Raw genomic sequence first — 23,183 nt, forward strand, 5'->3', positions numbered from 1 at the left:
TAAGCGAGCCACCCTATACATTGCAGGGTTAGACGCGACAAGAAAAGGGTGTTTTAAGCCAATTAAGCCTAAATTGAGACACCGTTCCTACTGTCAACCCTAAAATGGATATCCTATTGCCAAATTAAAGATCAAATTTCTGCCGCGCCATTCGGCACTTCTAAAGTCTATCTGGTTAATCACTATCCGCTGGCCTGCAGGCAGGCTTGGTTTAATGACCGGGAAAGCCAGATCGGTACGCAATACCAATACCGTTAGGTTAAAGCGTAAGCCCACACCTACGTCGGCAGCCATTTGTTTAATAAAATCTTTACCGAATGCAGATCCCGGTTGTAGCGGGTTCCCGCGCATCAGCCAGATATTACCGGCATCTGCAAATACAGCACCTTCAACTATGCTAAACAGTTTAGGGCGATATTCTAAATTAGCTTCGATACGGATATCGCCGGATTGATCTGCCAGGTACTGCGTTCCGGATGTCTGTGCGGGTGCCGGATTAAATGCGCCCGGGCCTAATGATCTGGCCGAGAAACCACGCAAACTATTGGCACCACCAATAAAGAACTGCTGGCTGTAAGGCATCACGGTAGAGTTGCCGTACGGTATACCTGCACCTACTAACAAACGGGCTGCTATTTTACTGCCAGCCGGACCTAACCTGTGGTAAAAGCGCAGATCGTTATCTAACTTAACATATTGGTTAAAAGGCGTACCAAGTATGGTGCGCACTTTACCGGCAAGGGTATCGGCACCGGTAATTATACCCAATACATTGGCCGATAGGTTGATCTTTCCGTTATAGAAAAAAGTATTGGTTCTGTACTCTTCGGTAGTATTAGTATAGGTGTATGAATAACTTGGGCCAAAAGTAAGCTGGTTATCAATTACGTGCTTAAGTGCCGGATTTTTAGTATCCCTTATACTATCTAAATACTTTTTTGAAACACTGGCTGCATTAACATAGGTAAACTCCATTAAATTCAGCTCGTGCTGTTTATGCAAATTAGGTTTCCATTGGTAACCAAATGAGGCATTGAACGAGTTTAAATTATACAAACTAGTACGGTTAATAAGCGTGTAGCCGGTATTTAAAATGGTGCGCGGAATATAGGCGCCATCCGTCTTAAACTCCCACGGGCTGATAAACCTTGGCCAGCTGAGTGACGGTTTTACACCAAATTGATAAACGTTATAACCACCGTTACGTGCGCCAAACTGGATATCAGAACTTACAAAAAATTGAAGCTGAAACAGCTCGCCGCCCTTAAAGGTATTTTTATTACGGAAGGTTAAATTAAACTGTGTACCATTAAAGTTTGCCGAACTTTGGCGACCCAGGATCTCGGCTTGTAAGGATTTGCGTTTGTACTGCGTTAAGTAGTAATACACGTCCAGTAACGGCGAGTCGGGCGTTACATCCTCAAACCTGTTTTTAACATAGCGGAACGGACCAAGCTCTATAAAGCGGTTCAAGCTTTTGGTATGTTCGGTGCGGTTATAAACCTCACCCGGGCGCAAAAGCACCGCGTTTTTAAAAGTGAAAGGGCGTACAGTTTTACGTGGGTCTATCACGTTATACCAGCGGTAGCGCTCTGCCGAATCTAACTTAACAGAGGTATCGCGCAAGTTATAGCGCGGATAGACATAAATGTTGCGGATAGAATAAATCCAACGGGCCTGATCCGGCGTGGTTGGTTTCACCGTAACAAACATGTCTACTTTGTGATTAGCTATTGTACTGTCGTATCGCATGATCAAATAATCAGGCGAGAAATAGAAGAAACCCTTCTCCTTTAACTTGGCATCAATGCGCACGCGCTCGGCTTTAATCACGTCCAAATCAAAGCGATCGCCTACCTTTAGTAAACTTTCTTTACCTGTACCTGCCACGGCAGTATCCAGGTCATTAAAATCCGTAGGAAAACCAACTTTATTGTAATGATAAGCCGGGCCAGCCTGTGCCGTATACACCGCCTTAGCCACGCGCGACCCTTTTTTACTTACAGTATCGCCACTTACCTGGGCATTAAAAAAGCCTTTATTTTGCAGCCTGTTTTTTAGTATGCTGCTATTTTTTGGCAAGTCTACCGCACTAACTAAAACAGGTGGTTCGCCAAATTTTTTGTTAAGCCATTGTTTAATGCCGCGCTGTTTGTTGGTAAGGGTTTTGTAATACACCCAAAGCTTATAGCGCATACCCAGTATTTTTGTGTTGGGTTTAGGCCGCAGTAAACCCTCCAAATCGGTGGTTAATGCTTTTGCGTCGTTTTTACTTATGCTGTCTTTATCGGCAATTTTAACTTCGCCGCCATCATACAGCTTTTGTCCCGCCGGCAGATACTTGGTGGTACTGCACGCACTGGCGAAAACTACCACACAAAAAATCAATATATATTTAAACTTGGTCATAGGTTAGTCTTGTGGTTCTTTTTTTTCGGCAGGCTTGTTGGCCGGTTGTACTACCGGCTCTACTACAGTTTCGTCATGTGCTTTTTCAGCTTCTTTCTTTACTTCGTCTTTGGCTTTTTCTTTTTCCTTGTACTCTTTCTGCAATTCGCGCTCCTCGCGTGGCTTGCGTTTAAACAGCTCCATAAAGCGGTTATATTCGTACGTTAACGAGAATGCTAAACCAGTCTCAACCACCTGGCCCTGTACTACCACATATTGGTCTCGGCGATATGCACGCAGCATGTAGCGGCCATCTGCCGTTAATTTGTAATTAACTGAAAGATTACCCGCAATTTGCGACGATTTTTGGCCAGGCTGGTTCTGTCCTTCCAGGTTAAAATTGTTACCAACCGAAACCGTCAACCTGTCGTTTAGGAACTGTTTAGACAACCCGACATTCAGGTCCGTTCGGTTTTGCTGGACCCCCGACGAGTAGTCGGCACCAGACGTTACGCCGAAGCTAAGTTGTACGCCACCACCCAAATTACCGGCAAGTTTATTTAACTGGTCTGACAGCAAATTACTCACGCTATTACGTATAACGCCGTTAACACCTGTGCTGCCACCCGCGCTTTGCAGCGGGTTGTCGCCAATAAAGTGGCCAAGCACCAATACGCCCAGCACCTGCTTGTTTAACTCGTTAGGGTTAGCCCTGATTTGCGAAAGCCGTGCGTTCACGACATCTATTACCCCCGGCGATACGGTGTAGTTACTGTCAGGCAATACGATATCAAAGCTGATATCAGGTTTAAGCAACTCGTTCTTTAAGTTCAGATTTACGTTAAACGGAAGCTTTTGCTTATACATTGTCAGGTTGCTGCCATCGTCGCCCATTTGCTGGTTTACCAGATCTATAGGCGGCACGTTTGCCACATAAACTGCCGTCAAATCAACCATGGCCGATGTTGGATCGCCGGTCCAGTTAATAGTGCTGCCCTTTTTGAAGTTGAAGGTACGGCTTACTGTAGCGTAAGACAGGTTGTAAGATCCACGCTCAACCACATAAGTACCCGTAAGGTTGATCTTGCCGCTTGGGTCTATACCACCCTGAAGGTTCGCTTCGCCGCGGATGTTTACTACATCGCCGTTACGCTCATCAATTACAACGTTAAAATTAGCAAGCTTGCTTACTTTAATGGTTGCATTAACATCCATTCCCCTCAAATTGCTTTGTTTGAGCGAGTCGAGCTGACGGGCCAGGAGAATCGAATCCAGCTTCGGCGCGTCCTGATCAATAACTTCAACCACACCTTTTCGGTCAACCACGCCCGGATCATCCGACGGTAGCACAAAGGTCATATCTGTTTTATCGTTTACGGTAAGGTTGGCGTCCACTTTCGGCGCATCCATATTACCGCGAATCTGTATGCGGGTATCTACGTACAGCTTACCATAAAACAGTTTATTATCTGCCTTGGTTGAGTTAACCGCCCTAAAGTTGGTGGCGTTTATGTCCATACCAAATCTAAAATCTGTAAAGGTTTTGGTATATAACGTACCTGATACGATGGCTTTGTTACCGGTAGAGTCAACCAAAGTAAAGTCTCTGAACAATACTCCATCCTCGTTAAAGGTAATTACCTCTTTAGGCATAGTGAAGTAGGAGTTTAACATACTCACATTAAAGCCAACCTCGTTAAAATTGACATCGCCCCTAACTACCGGCACATCTGTTGTGCCTGTTACTTTAAGCTGACCGGTTATCGTGCCCTTCGCGTTTCGTATGGCGCCAAAACTAAAGCCTTCAATGCTTTTTACATTTAGCTTAACAATGTTCAAATCCAAATCAAAGCGGCTTGCCGGGGTGGTATAGTATATGCCCTTTAAATTAACCTGGTTACCTTTGCCGGTAATGCTCATATCGGCTGAGTAAGCGTTAGCTGTCTGGTTATTTACTTTTAAGGCGATGTTGCCTACGGTGTCGCCTTTAAAGCTAAAATCTTTAACATCAAGCTGTGCGGTAAACTTCATAGCCGACTGAAAATCGCTGATGTTAGCCTCGCCATTAATAACGCCGCCTACCTGTAACGAGTCCTGCTGGGCCATTTGCGTAATGGTTTCAATATGGAAATCGCGGAAAGCAACTTTTAATGGCGAGTTATAATCTGTACCCACGCTATTTACACTTAATATCTGGTTGTTATTGGTGATAGCAAAGTTACGCGCTAAAATACCTTTGCTACCAAACTGCAAAGCATTATCGGCGCTAACCGCCCAGGGGATGTAGTTAAACATCACGCCGTCCTGTAAAAAGCTAAACTGGTATAGATCTGGCAGAGCGGTCATTACGCCTGCTATGCGATAACGTTCCTTCCTGGCCGCATCGCGCACCTGAAGGCTTACGTTTAGTTTGTTGTTTTGCGCGTTACCCGTTATGCTTGGGTATAACAGATCAAGCGATGAGCCTACTTTTACCTCATCAACCGTCAGCGCGTAGTTAAGCGCGTTGTTGGCTGTATTGATATTCAGTTTTCCGTTATTGATAACCTGCGTACCGTACACCACTTTTGGGATGGTGCCGTTTGCCACGAATTCGCCGGTGCTGCTGTTAAAGCGGCCGGTAATGTTCACCGGGTCAAGCGTGGTAAGGGTCGGTGCAAACTGTTCCAGCAATGACGACTTAATTATCCGCACCGCGAAGGTAAATTGTTGCGGCGAGTATGCCGGCTTGGCGGCAGATTTTGCCGCGCCCAGGCTGGTATCAAAATATTTATTCACCATGTCCTGCATGGCGGTGCCTACTTCAGTGAGCTTATACTTACCGCTCATGCGTGCATTCAGGAATGGGGTTTTTAATCGCAAAGCGCTGCTGTCAGCATTAGCCGTTGATATCAGGCTGATAGAATCAACCTTAATACGTTGATCTTTGGTTACCACCAACAGGTTGGTGGCTTTGATATTTGCGTTCAAGTAATCCGGATCGGCGGTCGGCACATCAGCTATTATCTTACCGTGCAGGCGCAATGGCGTAGTGCTTAATTTAAGCGCTTGCAGGTCAATACTGTCTAACATCAGGTTAGCTGTTATTGCCGGATATTTTTTATTCAGGTTGGCCTTAGCATTCAGTGCGAAATGAATATTAGGGTCATTCATGGTAGACACTACGGTATAGGCACCATTAACCGCAGTACCTTTTAATTTCAAGTTTTTGTAGGTATACCCCTTTACATAAGCCGACGCGACGCTGCCGTCAAAGGCCAGGCTGGCTTTTTTAGGATCAAGGCCCCTGCCCTTCACATTGGCCGCCATAGTAACCATACCCACCATTTGTGGCTGTTTAGTTATGGCACCCACGTTTAAATTATTAGCGCGGATATTTGCTACATAGCTTGCCTTAGTTTTGCTGTTGCCGTTCTTCATGCCAGCTACCACATCGGCGGCGCCCAGATTGGTACGCAGGTTAAGCTTAGTATTAAAGTTGTACATGCTGCCTTTAAAAGTCCCTTTAAGGTTCATGTTGTCGGGCACGCGTATATTTGCCGGGATAGTGCCCTTGGGGGCCAGTTTGGCTATGTCGCCAGCGCTGGTGTTGAAGTCGGCCAGGTTTACATCAAAGTAAGCCTTGTTCATATCAGGCAAGCCACGCAAACGCGCCGATGCTTTGATATGGGTGTTTCTTAAACCGCGCACTTCAAAGTTGGGGATATTCAGGTTATTAACCCCACCCTCTACCCTGCCGTCAATACGGAACACCGAGTTTGGCGAGCTTTTAAATGGCTCCATGCTTGCCATTGTTGGCATTAGCAGTAACACATCTTTTAAGTTGATCTTTGTTCCATCAACATTGGCGTTAACTTTTAGCAAGCCAATGTTTTTGGTGATGGCTGCTATAGATGGGTAGCTAACCTGCACCTGTTTTTGTATAACGGTTTGTGGTGTCTCTAACAACAAATCATTCAGATAAGCGCTGGTTGGCCCATACAAAAAGGTGGTGTGAAATTTTTTAACAGCCAAGCCACTTTTCTCATTAAACGTAAACGAGTTTACTTTGCCTTTTATAGTATCCGGGCTATATGATATATCCTGTACATCAGCATTTAGGGCACGGATATGCATGTGTGCAAAATCCAAACCCCTGGCAATTGGCTGTTGCACTTCGTTATCAAACTTAAGATCGTCGTTAACCAATGTTATCTTGCCTAAAGTAGCCCTCCACCCATTTTTGTTCGGGTTTGAAGCAAGGGTATCCAGCTTTTTAATAACTTTTTCTACCTGCTTTTTAACAGTTTGCGGCTTTGCAAAGGTCATAAAGGCTTTAGTATCATTTAAAGCAATCGATTTTATCGCTACCTGCTGATTTTTAAGGTCGATCTTATCCATTTCAACCAAAAACTTACTCAGGTCAACATTGGCGTCCATTTCAACGGTGCGGTAAACCACCTTTACTTTAGAGATATCTATGGTACCCAGTCCCAGGTCTAAATTAAGCGGCGCGGTAGCCGTATCGCGCGGTGGTGGGGTAACAGCGGTTTGTATAACCGTGGCATTAACGTCAGACAAAGTGATTTTCGGCACGGTGAACTTCATCTTTTCCAGATCAAAATCTTTTATCCGGGTATCAAAATGCCCCAGCCAAAATTTCACATCGTTACCACTGACAACGTCTTTATAAACCACGCTGATACGATCAAGAATGATCTTATCCATCGAGAATTTCATGGTCGAGGTAGTATCCTCGGCCTTAACCTCTTTCTTTTGCTCGCCGGCAAAAGCTTTTAAAATGTAATTGAAGTTGAACAGGCTGTCCGGTCCGCGGCTTATTTTAGCGGTGATGCCTTGCAGATTAATCTCGTTTATCTCAACCTTGTTATGCAGCAACTGTAACATGCTGATATCAACTTTCAGCTTATCACCGGCAATCAGCGTGTCCTTTTTCTGATCTTCAAAGTAAACATCTTCTAAAATCAACAGCTTAGGCAGGCCCAGGCTAATATGGCCTATCTCTACCTTGGTTTTGATTTTTTTCTCAAGGAAAGTTACCGCCTTGTTTTTCGCAAAATTTTGTACCGAAGGTACCTGTATTAAAATCACTACAAGTAGAACCAAAAAGATGACACTTGCAATTATCCAAAGAATAGTTTTTAAAGCTATGCGTCCAAATCGTCCCAATTTTATTTAATTTTCAAAGTTAAGCTGCTCATGCAGTATAGTAAACAATAAGTGTGCAAAATGTTTAGGATTTATACTTAAATATTCGCAATTTTTGTATTTGTTTACGCGAGGTCAGAGTTTTCAACAACCCTAAACGCCCGGTTGTTTTTTGGTAGATTTGTATTCGTCAAAAAAAATTACAAATTACGATGCCCGATTTTTCGCACTTACACGTACATACCCAGTTTTCATTGCTCGACGGTGCTGCCGATATATCTAAATTATATAAAAAAGCAGCTGCCGATGGCATGAAGGCCCTGGCAATTACCGACCACGGTAATATGTTTGGCGCGTTTAAGTTTGTGGCCGAAGCCGGCAAGCACAATGTTAAACCCATTGTAGGCTGCGAGTTTTATTTGGTTGAAGATCGCCATAAAAAGCAATTTACCAAAGAGAAAAAAGACGTACGCCGCCACCAGCTTTTCCTGGCAAAAAATCCCGAAGGTTATAAAAACCTGGTGAAGCTTTGCAGTTACGGCTACATGGAAGGCCTTTACAGTAAATGGCCACGTATTGATAAAGAACTTGTTTTAAAATACCACAAGGGTCTTATTGCCACAACCTGCTGTATTGGCGCGTCGGTACCGCAAACTATTTTAAAAGGTACGCCTGCCGAAGCTGAGACCGAGTTTAAGTGGTGGCTGGATCTGTTTGGCGAAGACTACTATATAGAATTACAACGCCACGAGATACCCGAGCAGGAGATTATTAATAACGTATTGCTTGGTTATGCAAAAAAATACAACGTAAAGGTTATCTGTTCAAACGATTCGCACTATGTGGACCAGCAGGATAGTAACGCGCATGATATTTTGCTTTGTGTAAACACCGGCGATATGCAAAGTACCCCCATTGCTACCGATGAGGAAGGCGGCAAAGGCTACCGCTTTGGTTTCCCTAATGATCAGTTTTATTTTAAAACGCAGGCCGAAATGGGCAAGCTGTTTCATGACGTGCCCGAATCATTAGATAACACCAATGAGATTGTTGACAAGGTAGAAATACTTAAACTGAAGCGGGATATCCTATTGCCCAACTTTGTTATCCCGCAGGAATTTAAGATTCACAGCGACAGCACACCTGACGCTGATACCCTAAATCAATGGGAATACTTAAAGCACTTAACTTTTACCGGTGCCAAAGAGCGTTATATAGACATAAGCCCTGAGGTTGAAGAGCGCATAAACTTTGAGCTGTTTACCATACGCACCATGGGCTTTGCCGGTTACTTTTTAATTGTAGCCGATTTCATCAGGCATGGCCGCGACATTGGTGTGTTTATTGGCCCGGGGCGTGGTTCGGCAGCAGGATCGGTAGTGGCATACTGTACCGGTATTACCAATATCGACCCGATGAAGTATAACCTGCTGTTCGAGCGGTTTTTGAACCCGGACAGGAAGTCGATGCCCGATATTGATACGGATTTTGATGATGCAGGCCGACAAAAAGTGATTGACTATGTGGTTGACAAATATGGCAAAAACCAGGTAGCGCAGATCATCACTTACGGATCGATGGCGGCGCGAACTAGTATCCAGGACGTTGGCCGGGTATTGGACATGCCATTATCAGACGTTACAGCGTTAAAAAAGTTAGTGCCTGATACTTTAGGTATCAACCTAAAACAAGCCATTGAGCAAGTGCCCGAGCTTGCCGAGATCTATAAATCAAGCGACCTTAAAGGCATTGTGCTTCGCGAAGCTGAAAAGCTGGAAGGATCTGTACGTAACACCGGTGTACATGCTGCAGGTATTATTATTGCGCCTTATGACTTGACGGACATTGTACCCGTGGCAACAGCTAAAGACTCTGACCTGTTGGTTACCCAGTACGACGGCCGCGTTATTGAAGATGCCGGCGTTATTAAGATGGACTTTTTGGGCCTTAAAACGCTTACCATTTTAAAGGATGCGTTAAGGCTTATTAAGCAAAACCATGATGTTGATATCTCTATCGACTATATCCCACTGGATGATCAGTTAACTTTTGAACTTTACCAGCGTGGTGACACAAACGGTACTTTCCAGTTTGAAAGTGATGGTATGCAAATGTACCTGCGCGACCTTAAGCCCGATAAGTTTGAGGATTTGATTGCCATGAACGCGCTATACCGCCCGGGACCAATTGAATACATACCATCCTTTATTAAACGTAAGCATGGTTACGAGCCGGTGGAGTTTGACTTGCCTGACATGGAAGAATACCTGGGCGAAACCTACGGTATTACCGTGTACCAGGAGCAGGTGATGCTACTGTCGCAAAAATTGGCCGGCTTTAGTAAAGGCGATGCCGACGTTTTGCGTAAGGCCATGGGTAAAAAGCAAATTGAGGTACTTAACAAAATGGAATCGCAGTTTATGGATGGGGCCATGGCTAAAGGCCACCCTAAAGATAAACTAACTAAAATATGGAACGACTGGAAAGCTTTTGCCCAGTACGCGTTTAACAAATCGCACTCTACCTGTTATGCTTTTGTGGCTTACCAAACAGCCTATTTAAAAGCGCATTACCCGGCAGAATATATGGCCGCGGTATTAAATAACCAGAATAACATGGAGAAGATAACCTTCTTTATGGAAGAGTGCCGCCGCATGGGTGTCGAGGTTTTGGGGCCGGACATTAACGAAAGCTACATGGCCTTTACCGCTAACAAAAAAGGCGTTATACGCTTTGGCTTAGCTGGTGTTAAAGGTGTAGGCGAAAAAGCCGTTGAAAGTATAATTGACGAACGGATAGAACGCGGCCCGTATAAATCGGTGTATGATTTCGCCCAACGATCAAACACCCGCAGTGTTAACCGTAAGGCTTACGAGAACCTGGTGATGGGTGGCGCGTTTGATGAGTTTGGTATACCCCGGTCAAGGTTCTTTGCCAAAACAGAAAACATACAGTTAACCGGTATAGAGCGTTTAATCAAATATTCTAACGATTATCAAAACACGCAGAACAGCTCGCAATCATCATTATTTGGCGGCTCCATAGCATCGTTTATCCCTGAACCCTCCATGCCCGACTGTGAAGAGTGGGCACTGATAGAGAAGCTTAAATACGAGAAAGAAGTTATTGGCATATACCTTACCGGGCACCCGTTAGATAACTATAAGTTCGAGATGGAAAAGTATTGCAACAGCACACTGTCTGATCTTAAAAATATGCAGAAAGCACGCTCGGGCGAGGGTGGCGAAGAAATAATGAGTGCATTTGCAGAGTTACGTAAGCGCGGCGAAATTCGTATTGGCGGATTGGTAACTAATGCCCAGCATAAAATGACTAAAACAGGTAAGCCGTTCGGCACATTTGTTTTGGAAGATTATAATGAGTCGTACGAGTTTGCGCTGTTTGGCGAAGACTACATCAACCATAAAAACAAATTTGCAGACGGATACTTTTTGCACATTAAAGGCAGTATTGAAGAGAAATTCAGACAGAAGGATAACTGGGATCTGCGGATTTCGACGATGGACCTGTTATCAGAGATGCGCGATAGGCTAACCAAATCTATCACCGTGTTCCTGGATCTGCATACCATTAACGAGCAAATGCTGGGCAATATTCAGGAGATTATTGAAAGTAATAATCAAAAGTACCCTATGAAAAATTGCATGCTTAAATTTAAGCTGCGCGATGAATCAATGCTAGTTGAAATGCACTCAAAAAGCTATAAAGTAAACCCCAGCGACGATTTCATGGCGGATATTTTAACCGTCACCAATACGCCGGCGGTATTAAACTAATGTTCACTATAAAGCAAAAAGGGAAGCAATAATTGCTTCCCTTTTTTTACGCCATAATGCAACGGACTTTTAGTTACCCGTCTATATCTGCAAGCTCAATATCATTCCAGGATTGTTTTTTGTATTGATAAAACATGATCCAGTTGATCAATACCGACGGGATAATAAGCAGCCAAACCAAACCCTCCCATTTAGATATAAATACGTGACCAAATCCAATGGCGGCGATAAGACCGATGATCATAAAGGACACGATTACTTTACCACCGCCCTGTTTAACCATTATCGGTGTTGAAAACGGCAGCCCCTTAACCATAAACAACGCCAGTAACATGCCGTAGGTAAGGCTGATGCTAAACGCAAGCAAAATATCATTGATAGTAGCCGGCCCCCAGATAAAAATCATAGCCGCGCTTATAACCAGGCAATACGGCACAAAGTAAATCACGATAATGGCCTTGTACATGCCTGAAAGGATTTTTCCGGGTAGCGTTATGGGCAAGGTGTAATAAACCCAGGCCGATTTATATTTGGGAGACTGCGATACATTTTGAAGAATAGAAGATAGCACAAAGGTAGTGAGGTAAATAAGAAAGATGTAACTGGTATTATGCTGGATTTTTGCATACCGCTCTGTTAACGTTTGCCCTTTGCCGTTAAGCGCGAAGTAAATAAAGTAAATAGGGACGTAAGCAAAAGCCGGAAAAACCTTCATCTTGAACTCGCGGGTGCGGGCCGCCAGTTTCCAGGTTATTTTAAAGCCGGCATTTTCAATCCCGTCCGGAGCAAGCAGGTTTGCCAGCTTATCCCTAAAATCGGGGTTATACTTCTTTGTCAATGGGGTTACCACGTTAGCTGCACCATCAGCGGTACTAATAATTGCCAGCCTGCGGTTAAAGCCCGGCGCTAACACTTTTGCCACAAACCAAATACCCACCAACGGAAAAACCAGGCCAATAACCGCCATGCACAGGACTGCCCAACCTGAACGGCCCGTATGAAATACCGCCTCATTTAAACTGGCTATCCAAACCGGGGGCAAAAAGTAAGCCCAGACGTGTTTAAGCAAATTTACCTGCTGTAACAACGACGTATTGATGAGCCGCGGTACCAGGTAATACACAGCAAATATTAATACCGAAAAAACGATTTGAATGTAGCTGATGATATCCTTAAACCGTTGCGGACTAACCAGCTTAATCAACACAAAGTACACCAGGTTTACCAGCAAAACACTAAGCAATGTCGCTTCAATAACCTGAAGGGCAAAAAGTGGTATAGCCGCAAACCCATCTATAAACGCTATAATAAAAATACCCGGTAAGCCTTGCAGCAATGCAATGCGGGCAATATAAAGTGTTACGTGTAAAAAACGGGCCATAGCCATGGTGCGGTCATTTACCGGGCGTGGCGAGATGATAAACTGATCGCGGCTATCTATTAAAACGCTGGTAAAATCAGATATCAGCGTTATAGCCATCATCACCATAAAAATAGAGAAGTAAAGCGCCTGGCCGGCAAGCGGCTGTGTAGTAATAAATAACACAAAACACATAAGCAGCCCCATAAACACCATCATAATGGTGGCCAGTAATGAGCTGGTGGGCTTGCCTTCGGTTTTGTTTTTCTTATGTCCAAAAATGCTTCGCGGCCTGCGGTTATCCATCAGGAGTTTTATCCGCAAAATTTCATGCAGCTGCGCAATGTTTACCCCTGTTTTTTGCAGTAGCGGATTTAATAATCCAACAATTTTTAATAAGATTTTATCCATAGCCGGCCTTAATCAAACGCGTTGATGATAGCATCTGTCTCCATTCCCGCTTCCTGCCGGCCGGTTAGTTTAGAGAAAATTTGTTCCAGCGTATCGCTATGGTTCTGTTTTAAAGACTCAAAAGTGCCGTCGGCAATAATTTCGCCCTTGTTTATAAGCAAAATCCGGTCTGACACTTTCTCCACCACGTCCATCATGTGCGAACAGTAAAAAATGGTTTTACCTTCTTTTGATAGCCGCACAATCAGCTCCTTTACCATGATAACCGCATTAGCATCAAGCCCGGATAACGGCTCGTCTAAAATCAAAATCTTGGGGTTGTTTATTATGCCGGCAATGAGCAGCACCTTTTGGCGCATCCCTTTAGAAAACGTATCCATACGGTCGTTAATATTTGCGCCCAGGCCAAATGCCGTTAGCAGCTTTACAATCCGGTTGGCTAAAACCGGTTCCTGCATATCATAAAGCTTCCCAATAAAATCAAGATATTCCATTGGGGTAAGCACGTCGTAGATCTCGGCATTCTCCGGCACGTAACCAATCAGTTTCTTTATTTGCTGCGGATCATCGGCCAGGTTGATTCCATCAATGATAACCTCGCCAATAAACTCCGGAATTAACCCGGTTAGAATTTTTACAGTAGTTGACTTACCTGCGCCGTTTGGCCCTATGTAGCCAATTACCTGCCCCGGGTAAATATCAAGCGAAAGGTTTTTAAGAACCTGTTTTTGATCGTAAAACTTGTTAAGCTTATTTATTCTGATGATAGGCTGATCGGTCATTAGGTCGCTTTTAAAAATTGCGTTAAAATACACATTTAACCTCCAAAATTACAGCAATATCAGTTGTATTTACAGCCGCCAATTCTATTAAAATCCGCAGCAGCAAGGCACCGGTTATTTCGGCACCCCGCTGCTGCAGGAGATTTATCATTTTAGCGTGCGCTACTTAAGCATAGGCTTGCATTTGCTCCAACTCATCGGCACTTGGGCCGTAGGTACCCGGTATGGCCACATTAAGCAAACGAAGGAACACACCCAACTGGGCACGGTGATGAATAGTTTGTGCTATCGATACGCGCACCGTTTCGTACTTGTTCATATCAGCAAGGATCTGCTCGCCGCTGCGTAGCACCCATGGCTTTTCAAGATCGGCTTCGCTGGCGTTCTCTAAATGAGCACGGCCGTCGGCGTAGTTGTTTTCAAACATCTCCAAGATATCCCCGGTGTTTGTAAGAGTAGTAGACTCGTAAGGGTTAGCGGCAAAGTCCAGCCCATCTGTTGTAAAGGCCATGCTTATCCAGGCAGGCAGCTCGGCAATGTGATTGGTCAGCTGCATCAGGCTCATGCTTTTAGGGTGTGGCCTCCAGTCGTACTTGTCGGCAGGTACAATGTTTAACATGTTTCGGGTAGCCTGGGCTTCCTTCTCAATTTCTTTCAATAATAATTTGATGATAGTTGACATAGCTTTATGGTTTTATGTTGTTTTTGTTGATACAAAGAAACCACAGCCTAATGACAGCCCTATGTCAGCAGGAATAATGAAAAGGAGATATTTAATAAAAAACTGACCAAAAAGAAAAAAGCCACCTGCTTGGGTGGCTTTATCTTATATATTCGTTTATAACTAACCGGCCTGCGGCAAGTCGCGGGCTTTCAGTTCTTTTACTTCCATTTCAAAGGCGCGCATACGGGCGTGTAATATGTCCAGCTCGGTGCGCATCATTTGTATTTCGGTAATTAGTTTTGGCGATTCGGCTTTGTTGATCTTTTTGTCGCCTGTACCCAGTATCAACCACTCGGGCGAGTATTTTAGCTGGAAACATAGCTTGCTGATCAAATAATAGCTTACCTCTTGTTTCTTGTTGATCACTTTGCTTATAAAACCCTGGTCTACACCAATAGCACCGGCCAAGGCTAACTGGCCGCCGTGGTCTTTAACAATAACTTTTATCCGTTTTAAAATACCCTCGTCTGCCATAAGTATAGGCTGCAATAATAAACAAAAACCTAGTAAAAAGGCTTAAGCGTTTACCGGTAAGCTTTTTGCTTTTTCTAACAAATCAAACAGCTGTTCGTCATAAGTACGCAGGGGGATCTTTTTAGCGGCGTACTCTTTCTCTAATTTCTGTAGCTGACGGATCAATACGGCTTTAGGGCCGGTAGCAGTGTCAGCAATAGTGGTTTTAACACCACCTACGTAAAGTATATCTGCCAGGGCCTTGTTTTTTTTCTCTACAGATTTGGTCAGAAACAACGACTGCGTACCTCCCGACTCTTGCAACATGGCTTGCATGGTGTTTTTTTGTTTCTGGTGATTAATAACAATAATGGCAACAATAATTACCGCGCCAACAATTAAGTAAACGTTCAGGTCCATAAAGCAATAGTTTAATATTAATTAATGCTTTAAAAATATAAATAATACCTAAGACTAAAAATTTTAAAGGAGGTTTTGAAAGGAAGCGACATGTGATTACTCATCGCAACCCTATCCCATTAATGATTATGTTTTTTATGAATATCCTTAACCAAACACAATTTTTTAATGTCAGCTATTTTGATAGTGAACGGGGCATATTTAAGCTGGTTGCCTACCATTTCGGTAGTGTTATCAGAGTGGGCTACCACCTCTTCGGGGTTTGAACTTTGCAGCAGGCGTTTGTACATGCGGTAATCGCCCCACTCAATATAGTATACTTCGCCGGGTAATATCTTTTTGTCGTGTATTATCTTTAAAGCAACCCAGCAGCCGTTTTCAAGATATGGATACATGGAGTGCCCCCAAACCGGCAGGGCGAAATCACAATCTTCTATGCCCGGAAAATTCATGCGGCCTACGGCCTGCATATCGTTAATGTCATTATATACTTCAAGGCCCGACGCGGTGGCCGAGATCTCGTACATAGGGATTCCGTCGGTAGCTTTAGATACGCGCGTGGGTACAGCCACGGGGGCTACCCCCTCTATATAGTCTTTGTACTTTTCTTTAAAGATCCTGAATTTTTCGGGATCGATGTTTTGCCTGCTTTTAATAATTTCGGTAATTGAGCTTACCGAGTTAAAACCCAAGGCTTCGGCCAGCTGCGCATTGCCACTAAAAGCTTTGCCTTTCAGTTGATTATATAGGATGATAAACTCCAGCGTCTCGGGGCGAACGTTTTTGATTTTGGCGGCTTTTTCAGAATTTTCCATAAATGTTAAAAACTATTTTACTAATTTCTTTAGCATGATAAAGATTTTTCTTTATATTTGTACTGTCAATGTAGGACAAACTTAAACTTAAAATTCAAATAAACCAAATAAAAATACAGAATATCAGTATGATATATAAAGAAATACAGGAAAAACTGAACAAATGGAATCTATGGGTATATAGTTAGACCGTTACAAAGGCAACTTACCGCTACAATTAATCTTGGAAAAACATAAACCCTAACCGATGCATATAGCTTATTCAGCCATCAGGGAGGCAGACTTACAGATAATTAATCAAACGCAGGCGGTTGCTAACCCGCAACAAGCGCTGCGTTTACAAGCCTACCAGGCTACCTGCCAAAAGTTCAACAAAGAGATAGCAGCTATACAGAAGTATCTGCCCGGTTGGGTGCCCGCCCGGCCCGCTCTTTAATTAACCTAAACAAAACCGGCCGTCGCCTCCCCGGCGATGGCCATTAACCTTTTTTGAAATGATAAAATTAACACAAAAATTAAAAGACAAACTGTGGTGGATGATCATCTCGGTAGATTATGATTACAGCCGCATCAGCGTAGCCGACCACGAACTGAACGGCGAAACGCTTACCCTATGGCTTGAGGATAAACACGATTTTAAAAACTCGCTGGAAGAGTGCCTGCAATTGGACATTACCACGAAACAGTTTGCTAAGATAATACGTGCCGAAAACTTAAACAGTTACGAGGGTACCAAAATGCACCCTAAAAAGAATTTTGTATACAAAACCCGGATAGAGATCAATGAGCCGCTGTGCTGGTATCAGGAGGATGCATCGTTAACAGAACAGCAATGGGCGCGCGAGGCTGTGGTGCGTACTATACTTACCCAATTGGTTGAAACCGAAACGGCGGATGTAGAAAATTTACAATATTAATATGCCAAATAGCATATAATTCATAATTTAGTTGTATCTTTGTAAGGTTAGATCATCACATTAAAAAAACAATCTATTATTTCTGCAGATTGAAAGAGCCTTTGGCCTTAACGATGGTCGAGTTGCCACCAATTTTATTAACCATTACTGCATTAAAAGTTCCGCTGGTTATCAGGCTGTCTTGCATGTATTGATCAAGGGTGATCTGGTTAAATTTTCCCTGGCCCCTGCTTTGCGATAAAGTGTATTGCCTGCTGTTTTTTTTGCTGAAAAGCAATTGCCCCCCGGCTATATTATTAACTAACTGAGGCGCGGCAAAACCCGGCGAGCTGATCCCAAAGCTCATGGTGTGCTGCTTGTTTATAGCAGTAATACCAAAGTATTTATTGCTGTCGATATTTACGTTGATAAAAGCGATAGAATCTTTAGCGGCATTAAACGAATAAATGGTATCGCCAACGCTAATAAAAAGTGAGCCTTTAGTTGCCAAAAAATTGCCCGAATTATTGCTGGTATCCGTACGTACAGTTTTCTCGACAGTATAATTTACAGCTTTGTCTTTCTTGCAAGACAAGAATGCTGCAATACCAATAAACAAAATAAACTTGTAAAATTTCATATAGGCCCACAACTAAGGTACTAATAATACGAAGATAATATATTGACGGTTGTGCTAAAACGTAATTAACATATTTTAACTTAAAAATTGTGCCAGTAATTTACGCACAGGACTGTAAATTAAAAGATTAACCCCGCCAAGCACGCATAGGGTTGGCGCCATAGGCTATCCATATTTAACATTTATACTTATGAAACAATATTATTATAAAAAAGATCTGCTTGAAAAAATAGACGAATACTTCAGCAAAACCATCAGTAATTTATCATCGGCTAAGATAGTTGAACACCCAACCATAACCGGCCTTGCGATACACCTTGGTTTTGAGAGCAAAGAAGAATTTGACTTGTATGAAAGTGTCGGCCTGTTTAAAAAACAGCTCAGAATAGCCCGTTTAAGAATGATCGCCTATTACGAAAGCAGGCTCTTGTTTCCATACGCAAAGGGCGCTATAATTGCGCTTAAAAGCATGGGCTGGCAAGAACCATCTGCTACGCCAAAACTGAAGGAGGCGTCAACATCCATTAGCATTAAGCTCATTGAAACCGGCCCGGAACCTGCATCGTCTGAAAAAGAAGTAGCTATTTAACAACATCTGCAAAACCCACATCCATGACTACAACTGAATATGGGGCGTCCGTCATATTTAAGCGCAACTACACATCAACCGCCCACGTGGTAATCAACCAGGGCGGCACAAGCTCTGGCAAAACCTTCGCTATCGAACAAGTATTGTTTTGCCTGGCCAGTCAGCACCAAAATCAGGTAATAACTGTGGTTGGCCAGGACATACCTAATCTTAAAGCCGGCGCCCTGCGCGATGCTGCACGCATTTACCAAGAGCTGCCCCAACTTAAACACCTTATAAAAAGCTACAACAAAACCGACAGGGTATTTGAATTTCACAATGGATCTATCATCGAATTTAAAAGCTACGCTAATGCGCAGGACGCGAAATCTGGTAAGCGCGACTATCTTTTTATTAACGAGGCAAATGGTATTGAATGGAATACATATCAGGAGCTGGCAATGCGTACAAAAACCCGGATATTTATTGATTATAACCCCAATTCGGAGTTTTGGGTACATGATCATTTGATAGGTACGCCTGATGTGGAACTGATTATATCAGACCACCGCCACAATCCTTTTTTAGACCAGGAAATGGCCAACAGGATAGAGGGCATTAATGACCCCGAAAAATGGAAGGTTTACGCCCGCGGCCTAACCGGTAAAGTAGACGGACTGATTTTTACCAACTGGCACATTTGCGATGATATACCTAAGGATGCAAAGCCGGTTGCCGTAGGGCTCGACTTTGGTTTTAGCAACGATGAGACGGGTTGTATTGAAGTGTACAAACAGAATGGCGAGCTATGGATTGACGAGTTGTTTTACCAAACCGGGCTAACTAATACCGATGTATCAAAACAACTGGCATTGGCCGGTGTAAGCAAAAAGGCAGAAGTAATTGCCGACAGCGCCGAACCAAAATCAATTGAAGAGCTATGGCGGCTGGGCTGGCATATTACCGGTGCAAAGAAAGGACCCGACAGCGTAAATAACTCTATAGACATATTAAAGCGCTATACCCTAAACATCACCCGCCGAAGCGCTAACCTGCGCAATGAGTTGGGCAGGTACAAATGGAAAGTTGACAAAAGCGGCAGAGGGTTAAACACACCGGTTGACAGCTTTAACCATTTGATTGATCCGCTAAGATATGTGGCCTTAAACAAGTTAAAAACTAAGGCTACAGACAAACTCAAATCGCGGTTACCTGCAACCATTGATCAACAGCAAAACTTTATAAATGATTTAATAAACTAATGATAGCACAACAACTAAAAACCATTGATGGTACGCTCAGCATACAGCTACCGTCGCAATTGCAGGAAGTTACCTTAGGGCAGCTCATGCAAATGCAGCAAGTAAACCCGCTTACCGACCTGGATGCTATCAGCATACTATCGGGCACGGCTGTCGATGACTTAAAAAACGTTAAGGATTTTAATGACTTTGATGTATTTGCCGAAACCGTGCTCTCGTTATCAAACCAGATAAAATATTTGTATAACAGCGATGCTATCCCCAAAAAAGCCGGTTTTACGATTAATGGTAAAATGCATGAGGTAAATGTCATAAGCAACCTGTCAATTGAACCGGCGGGGGCATTTATGGCTGCCCGGGAAATTATTGCCGACGAGATACAGCAACACATTGAACAACATGGCGAAGCTGACTGGCAGGAACGATTTAACCCGTCGTTAAAAGCTTGCTGCCAGGTATTGGCGCACTACTTTTATTGCCGTACCACGGGCAACAAATACAATGATTACCAAGCCGGGCAATTTACCGAAACCGTAAAGACTCTAAGGGTAACGGAGGCGCTGCCCATAGCTAAGCATTTTTTTATGAGCTATCCAAACTTATCGAAACCGAAAACAGGCTTCTGGCATCGGCTACGTCTGCTTTGGAGAAAAAGGCAGGCATACAATCGTTCCAAAACTTTAAGTACATCAACACCGTAAACGCGCTTGCCGGCGGCGATATAACCAAATGGGACGAGATCCTGAACATGCCTTATGACCGCGTACTTACCAAGCTATTGCTCAACAAAACCGAAGCCGAGTATCAACGCCGATATGCTGAGTTGCTAAAGGGTCAGTAAGCAGTTAGCGCAGCACCACCATATCGAAGGGTTTGAAACCCATCGATATGCGGAAAGATGCCTCAAGCGCCAATATCCAATCTTTAATCTCCAATCACTAATCTTCAATCACAAATCTTCAACCACTATGCCCATACGTAACCAAATAGAAGCTGTTGTACAAACCCTAACCGGTGTCCCCGGCTTTGCCTACGGCACCGTTAACGAGTTAAATACGCTGGCCGACGACGCCGTATTCCCCTGCGTGTTTTTATATCCGCCGCAAGCTATAAACCTGTCGCCGCAGATCAACGGATCTGTAGACAACACCTTTGCCATAACGCTTGATTTTTTATTCAAAACCGATTTTGACCAATATACCGCTGATAATGAAACCTATGTGAGCCAGGCCTTAAACCTGGCCAACCAATTTATTGCAAAGGCTTCAAAGTACCGCGAAGGCGATGGCCGCTATTTTAAGATAAAGGCGGGCGATAAGGCAAAGTGCATTCCGGTGTACAACAAGTTTGATGTAAACACCACCGGTGTAAGCCTGACTATAACGCTGGCCACCATGTATTTCGATAATTACTGATCATTTAAAAACAAACTAATCAATGGGAATAATAGCCAGTTTTAGATATGGCCCCGCGCCGGGCAGCCCCACAGAAACCCGCGCCAATGTATATATTGAATTAACCGATGCTGCCACCGGCCAGCCTACAAATGGCGATAATGTTGAGGTAATTTATTCAATAACATTTAGGGGAGAAGTAACCGTGCACAGCGTTTTTATACCCGGGCAAAAATTACTTGTTGAGCAAAACGCGCTCATTATTGAAAATGATGCTTTCGGCGAGATTTTTGAACGCATTTACAACATAGTAAGCACGGGCCAGGTGCCCGCCCCTGCCCCCGCGGTGGCTTTGTGCGACTTGGTGATCAGTTCAATCCTTGTCGACCACCCTGAATCTGCCCCCGGCGCTGCCGACGCGCAAATCAGTATCAACGCGTTTTCAAGTTATTTGCCGCTGCAATACAGTTTAGACAATGTTAACTTTCAGGCCGCTAAAACATTTAGCGGCTTAACGGGCGGTTTAAAAACTGTTTATGTGCGCGATGCTAATCCGCTGGGGTGCAACAAAAGTTCAACCGTAGCTATACCAATTTTAACCAGTTTGCTGGTTAAGGAGCCATCGGTAGCTGTTGGCAGCAATATCAGCAGGTGGAGCGCGGCTTTTAACCCCATAGTGTTTACTTATCAACGTAAAGATTTTGCGGTTACCAACGCTAACCTAAACAGTGTTGATGGCAAGGCAAAGCTATTTGTTAACACCGATACCAGCGCCGTAAAACCGGGCGATATTGTTTATGTAGATGCCGGGGTGTATAAGGGCACTTTTAAAGTGACAGCAATCGGCAGCAACTTTGTTGTTATTGATGCGCCGTACACATCAACCGCCATAGGTTTTATCAATATCAATAGCTTACGGCCCTATTATAAGGTGATAACAGAAATTAGTTACACCGATGTTTACGGGCAGGTAAAAACCTTACAGTCAAGCAACCGACCCGATGGTAAGGGATTGGTAAAGACAGATCTGTCAAACTTTTTGCAAAGCTTGCTACAGGTCAAGGATGGTAGCGATTATACACGAACCAACTATCGCGATAACAACCTTAGCGCAAGCTACCAGGTAAAGTACGCGCAGCAATGGGACGATGCCGCGGGTGGCGCAATCTTATCCAACTGGATCAGCATCCCGCAACAATACTATGTAGTTTACGCCGCTAAACAACTAGGCCAGCAGTATGGTGGCAATTTGGCCGAATACGTACCCTTTACCAACGGCCAACCATTAGCCAAATGGCTTACAGATTTTTCCGAGCCGGTTTACTCAAACAACTACCCGTTTGATATCGGATTTATATACAGCGAGCAGCTACTGGGACTTGATATTTATTTAGAGCTTACCCTGCTCAATATCAACAGAAAGCCCTTAAACGGCGGGGCAGAAAATGTTACATTGTTAAACGAAGATAGCTCATGGCTAACCAACCAGGACGGCAGTAAACTGATTATAGCGCGTCCGGTAACAACAGCCGAGCCTTTATTAAAGCAATTAGGATTAAACAGGTTATTGGTTGATGCGACTTTTCCGGACGACGCCTATTACTTTACCATTGCCTTAAAATATGAAGTGGCCAGTGTGCCACTGGCAATTACCCAAACGCAAACGGTGCGTATTGATAAATCGGCCGACGATCAATCGGTTTACCTGCGCTGGATAGGCTTATCAGGCTCATGGAATTATTATCGCTTTGTGTATAATCAGGAGGTATCCTTGGATGTACAGAACGCGGTAATTATTAAAAACTACGTGACGGATTGGGAAAATCAGGACGGCATTGAAGACGTGATCAGCAAAGCTGCCGGTCAAAAAATAAAGGTAATGGCGCAAGATCTGTCTGTGGCAGATATCAAGGGTTTGCAATCCATCAAATACTCGCCTAAAGTACAAATGCTAACCGGTAAAGACCCCATTAAATGGCAAACCATAGTGATTAACAGCGCCACCTTTAGCGAGTATGAAACCTTTAACGGCCAGGCTCCATTTAGCTTAACTTTTAATTTGCCATCAATCAATATACAAACGCAATAAGTGGTAAACGATGAATGGCGGGTAAGCCGAATTAGT

Annotated in this window: 19 protein-coding genes; 9 read left to right on the forward strand and 10 right to left on the reverse strand. The window is 43.7% G+C overall.

Features of this window, described 5'->3' with window-relative positions; genetic code table 11:
- Positions 1-99 precede the first annotated feature (99 nt).
- A complete protein-coding gene (gene tamL, locus ACFSYC_RS15055) occupies positions 100-2,409 on the reverse strand; it encodes a translocation and assembly module lipoprotein TamL (protein WP_377129292.1) in 2,310 nt (769 codons plus the stop codon).
- A 3-nt stretch (positions 2,410-2,412) separates the two neighbouring features.
- The gene (locus ACFSYC_RS15060) at positions 2,413-7,557 is read right to left on the reverse strand and encodes a translocation/assembly module TamB domain-containing protein (protein ID WP_449288992.1); all 5,145 of its coding nucleotides are present in this window, start codon (positions 7,555-7,557) and stop codon (positions 2,413-2,415) included.
- 191 nt (positions 7,558-7,748) lie between these two features.
- On the opposite strand from ACFSYC_RS15060, the gene dnaE reads away from it, so the two are divergent.
- Positions 7,749-11,333: a DNA polymerase III subunit alpha gene (gene dnaE / locus ACFSYC_RS15065; RefSeq protein ID WP_377129296.1), complete on the forward strand. Its 3,585-nt coding sequence runs from the start codon at positions 7,749-7,751 to the stop codon at positions 11,331-11,333.
- Positions 11,334-11,406: 73 nt separating this feature from the next.
- Here the strand turns inward: dnaE and ACFSYC_RS15070 are convergent, their stop codons facing one another.
- The 7 genes from ACFSYC_RS15070 to ACFSYC_RS15100 form a co-directional block, all read right to left on the reverse strand.
- Positions 11,407-13,104: a hypothetical protein gene (locus tag ACFSYC_RS15070; RefSeq protein WP_377129297.1), complete on the reverse strand. Its 1,698-nt coding sequence runs from the start codon at positions 13,102-13,104 to the stop codon at positions 11,407-11,409.
- Between the two features lie 8 nt (positions 13,105-13,112).
- Positions 13,113-13,886, reverse strand: coding sequence for an ABC transporter ATP-binding protein (locus tag ACFSYC_RS15075; protein ID WP_377129299.1), 774 nt, complete (start codon positions 13,884-13,886; stop codon positions 13,113-13,115).
- Positions 13,887-13,908: 22 nt separating this feature from the next.
- A complete protein-coding gene (locus tag ACFSYC_RS15080; RefSeq protein ID WP_377129301.1) occupies positions 13,909-14,037 on the reverse strand; it encodes a hypothetical protein in 129 nt (42 codons plus the stop codon).
- A 15-nt stretch (positions 14,038-14,052) separates the two neighbouring features.
- The gene (locus tag ACFSYC_RS15085) at positions 14,053-14,568 is read right to left on the reverse strand and encodes a DinB family protein (RefSeq protein ID WP_377129303.1); all 516 of its coding nucleotides are present in this window, start codon (positions 14,566-14,568) and stop codon (positions 14,053-14,055) included.
- 162 nt (positions 14,569-14,730) lie between these two features.
- Positions 14,731-15,084 carry a hypothetical protein gene (locus ACFSYC_RS15090; RefSeq protein ID WP_377129305.1) on the reverse strand — a complete coding sequence of 118 codons (354 nt, stop codon included), beginning with the start codon at positions 15,082-15,084 and terminating at the stop codon, positions 14,731-14,733.
- Positions 15,085-15,126: 42 nt separating this feature from the next.
- The gene (locus tag ACFSYC_RS15095; RefSeq protein ID WP_377129307.1) at positions 15,127-15,483 is read right to left on the reverse strand and encodes a hypothetical protein; all 357 of its coding nucleotides are present in this window, start codon (positions 15,481-15,483) and stop codon (positions 15,127-15,129) included.
- A 119-nt stretch (positions 15,484-15,602) separates the two neighbouring features.
- Positions 15,603-16,298 (reverse strand): S24 family peptidase, encoded by a 696-nt coding sequence (locus ACFSYC_RS15100; RefSeq protein WP_377129309.1) that lies wholly within the window; start codon positions 16,296-16,298, stop codon positions 15,603-15,605.
- Between the two features lie 247 nt (positions 16,299-16,545).
- Here ACFSYC_RS15100 and ACFSYC_RS15105 point away from each other — a divergent pair, with 247 nt between their 5' ends.
- Together ACFSYC_RS15105 and ACFSYC_RS15110 are read left to right on the forward strand one after the other, a co-directional pair.
- Positions 16,546-16,734 carry a hypothetical protein gene (locus ACFSYC_RS15105; RefSeq protein WP_377129311.1) on the forward strand — a complete coding sequence of 63 codons (189 nt, stop codon included), beginning with the start codon at positions 16,546-16,548 and terminating at the stop codon, positions 16,732-16,734.
- Positions 16,735-16,792: 58 nt separating this feature from the next.
- Positions 16,793-17,215, forward strand: a complete 423-nt coding sequence (locus ACFSYC_RS15110; RefSeq protein WP_377129312.1) for a hypothetical protein — start codon at positions 16,793-16,795, stop codon at positions 17,213-17,215.
- A gap of 76 nt (positions 17,216-17,291) precedes the next feature.
- On the opposite strand, the gene ACFSYC_RS15115 is transcribed toward ACFSYC_RS15110, so the two are convergent.
- Positions 17,292-17,834 (reverse strand): hypothetical protein, encoded by a 543-nt coding sequence (locus tag ACFSYC_RS15115; RefSeq protein ID WP_377129314.1) that lies wholly within the window; start codon positions 17,832-17,834, stop codon positions 17,292-17,294.
- A gap of 190 nt (positions 17,835-18,024) precedes the next feature.
- On the opposite strand from ACFSYC_RS15115, the gene ACFSYC_RS15120 reads away from it, so the two are divergent.
- The 6 genes from ACFSYC_RS15120 to ACFSYC_RS15145 all read left to right on the forward strand — a co-directional run bounded on the left by ACFSYC_RS15120 (position 18,025) and on the right by ACFSYC_RS15145 (position 23,147).
- Positions 18,025-18,423, forward strand: coding sequence for a hypothetical protein (locus ACFSYC_RS15120; RefSeq protein ID WP_377129316.1), 399 nt, complete (start codon positions 18,025-18,027; stop codon positions 18,421-18,423).
- Positions 18,424-18,446: 23 nt separating this feature from the next.
- A complete protein-coding gene (locus tag ACFSYC_RS15125) occupies positions 18,447-19,664 on the forward strand; it encodes a PBSX family phage terminase large subunit (protein WP_377129318.1) in 1,218 nt (405 codons plus the stop codon).
- On the forward strand, positions 19,664-20,365 hold the full coding sequence (locus ACFSYC_RS15130) for a hypothetical protein (RefSeq protein WP_377129320.1): 702 nt from the start codon (positions 19,664-19,666) through the stop codon (positions 20,363-20,365). The genes ACFSYC_RS15125 and ACFSYC_RS15130 overlap by 1 nt, the downstream gene beginning before the upstream one ends.
- Positions 20,308-20,505 carry a hypothetical protein gene (locus ACFSYC_RS15135; protein WP_377129322.1) on the forward strand — a complete coding sequence of 66 codons (198 nt, stop codon included), beginning with the start codon at positions 20,308-20,310 and terminating at the stop codon, positions 20,503-20,505. The genes ACFSYC_RS15130 and ACFSYC_RS15135 overlap by 58 nt, the downstream gene beginning before the upstream one ends.
- A 127-nt stretch (positions 20,506-20,632) precedes the next feature.
- On the forward strand, positions 20,633-21,079 hold the full coding sequence (locus tag ACFSYC_RS15140; protein WP_377129324.1) for a hypothetical protein: 447 nt from the start codon (positions 20,633-20,635) through the stop codon (positions 21,077-21,079).
- Positions 21,080-21,101: 22 nt separating this feature from the next.
- A complete protein-coding gene (locus ACFSYC_RS15145) occupies positions 21,102-23,147 on the forward strand; it encodes a hypothetical protein (protein ID WP_377129326.1) in 2,046 nt (681 codons plus the stop codon).
- Positions 23,148-23,183: the final 36 nt, after the last annotated feature.

Origin of the sequence: Mucilaginibacter antarcticus (assembly GCF_042686155.1) — a bacterium.
Classification (GTDB): Bacteria; Bacteroidota; Bacteroidia; order Sphingobacteriales; family Sphingobacteriaceae; genus Mucilaginibacter; species Mucilaginibacter antarcticus.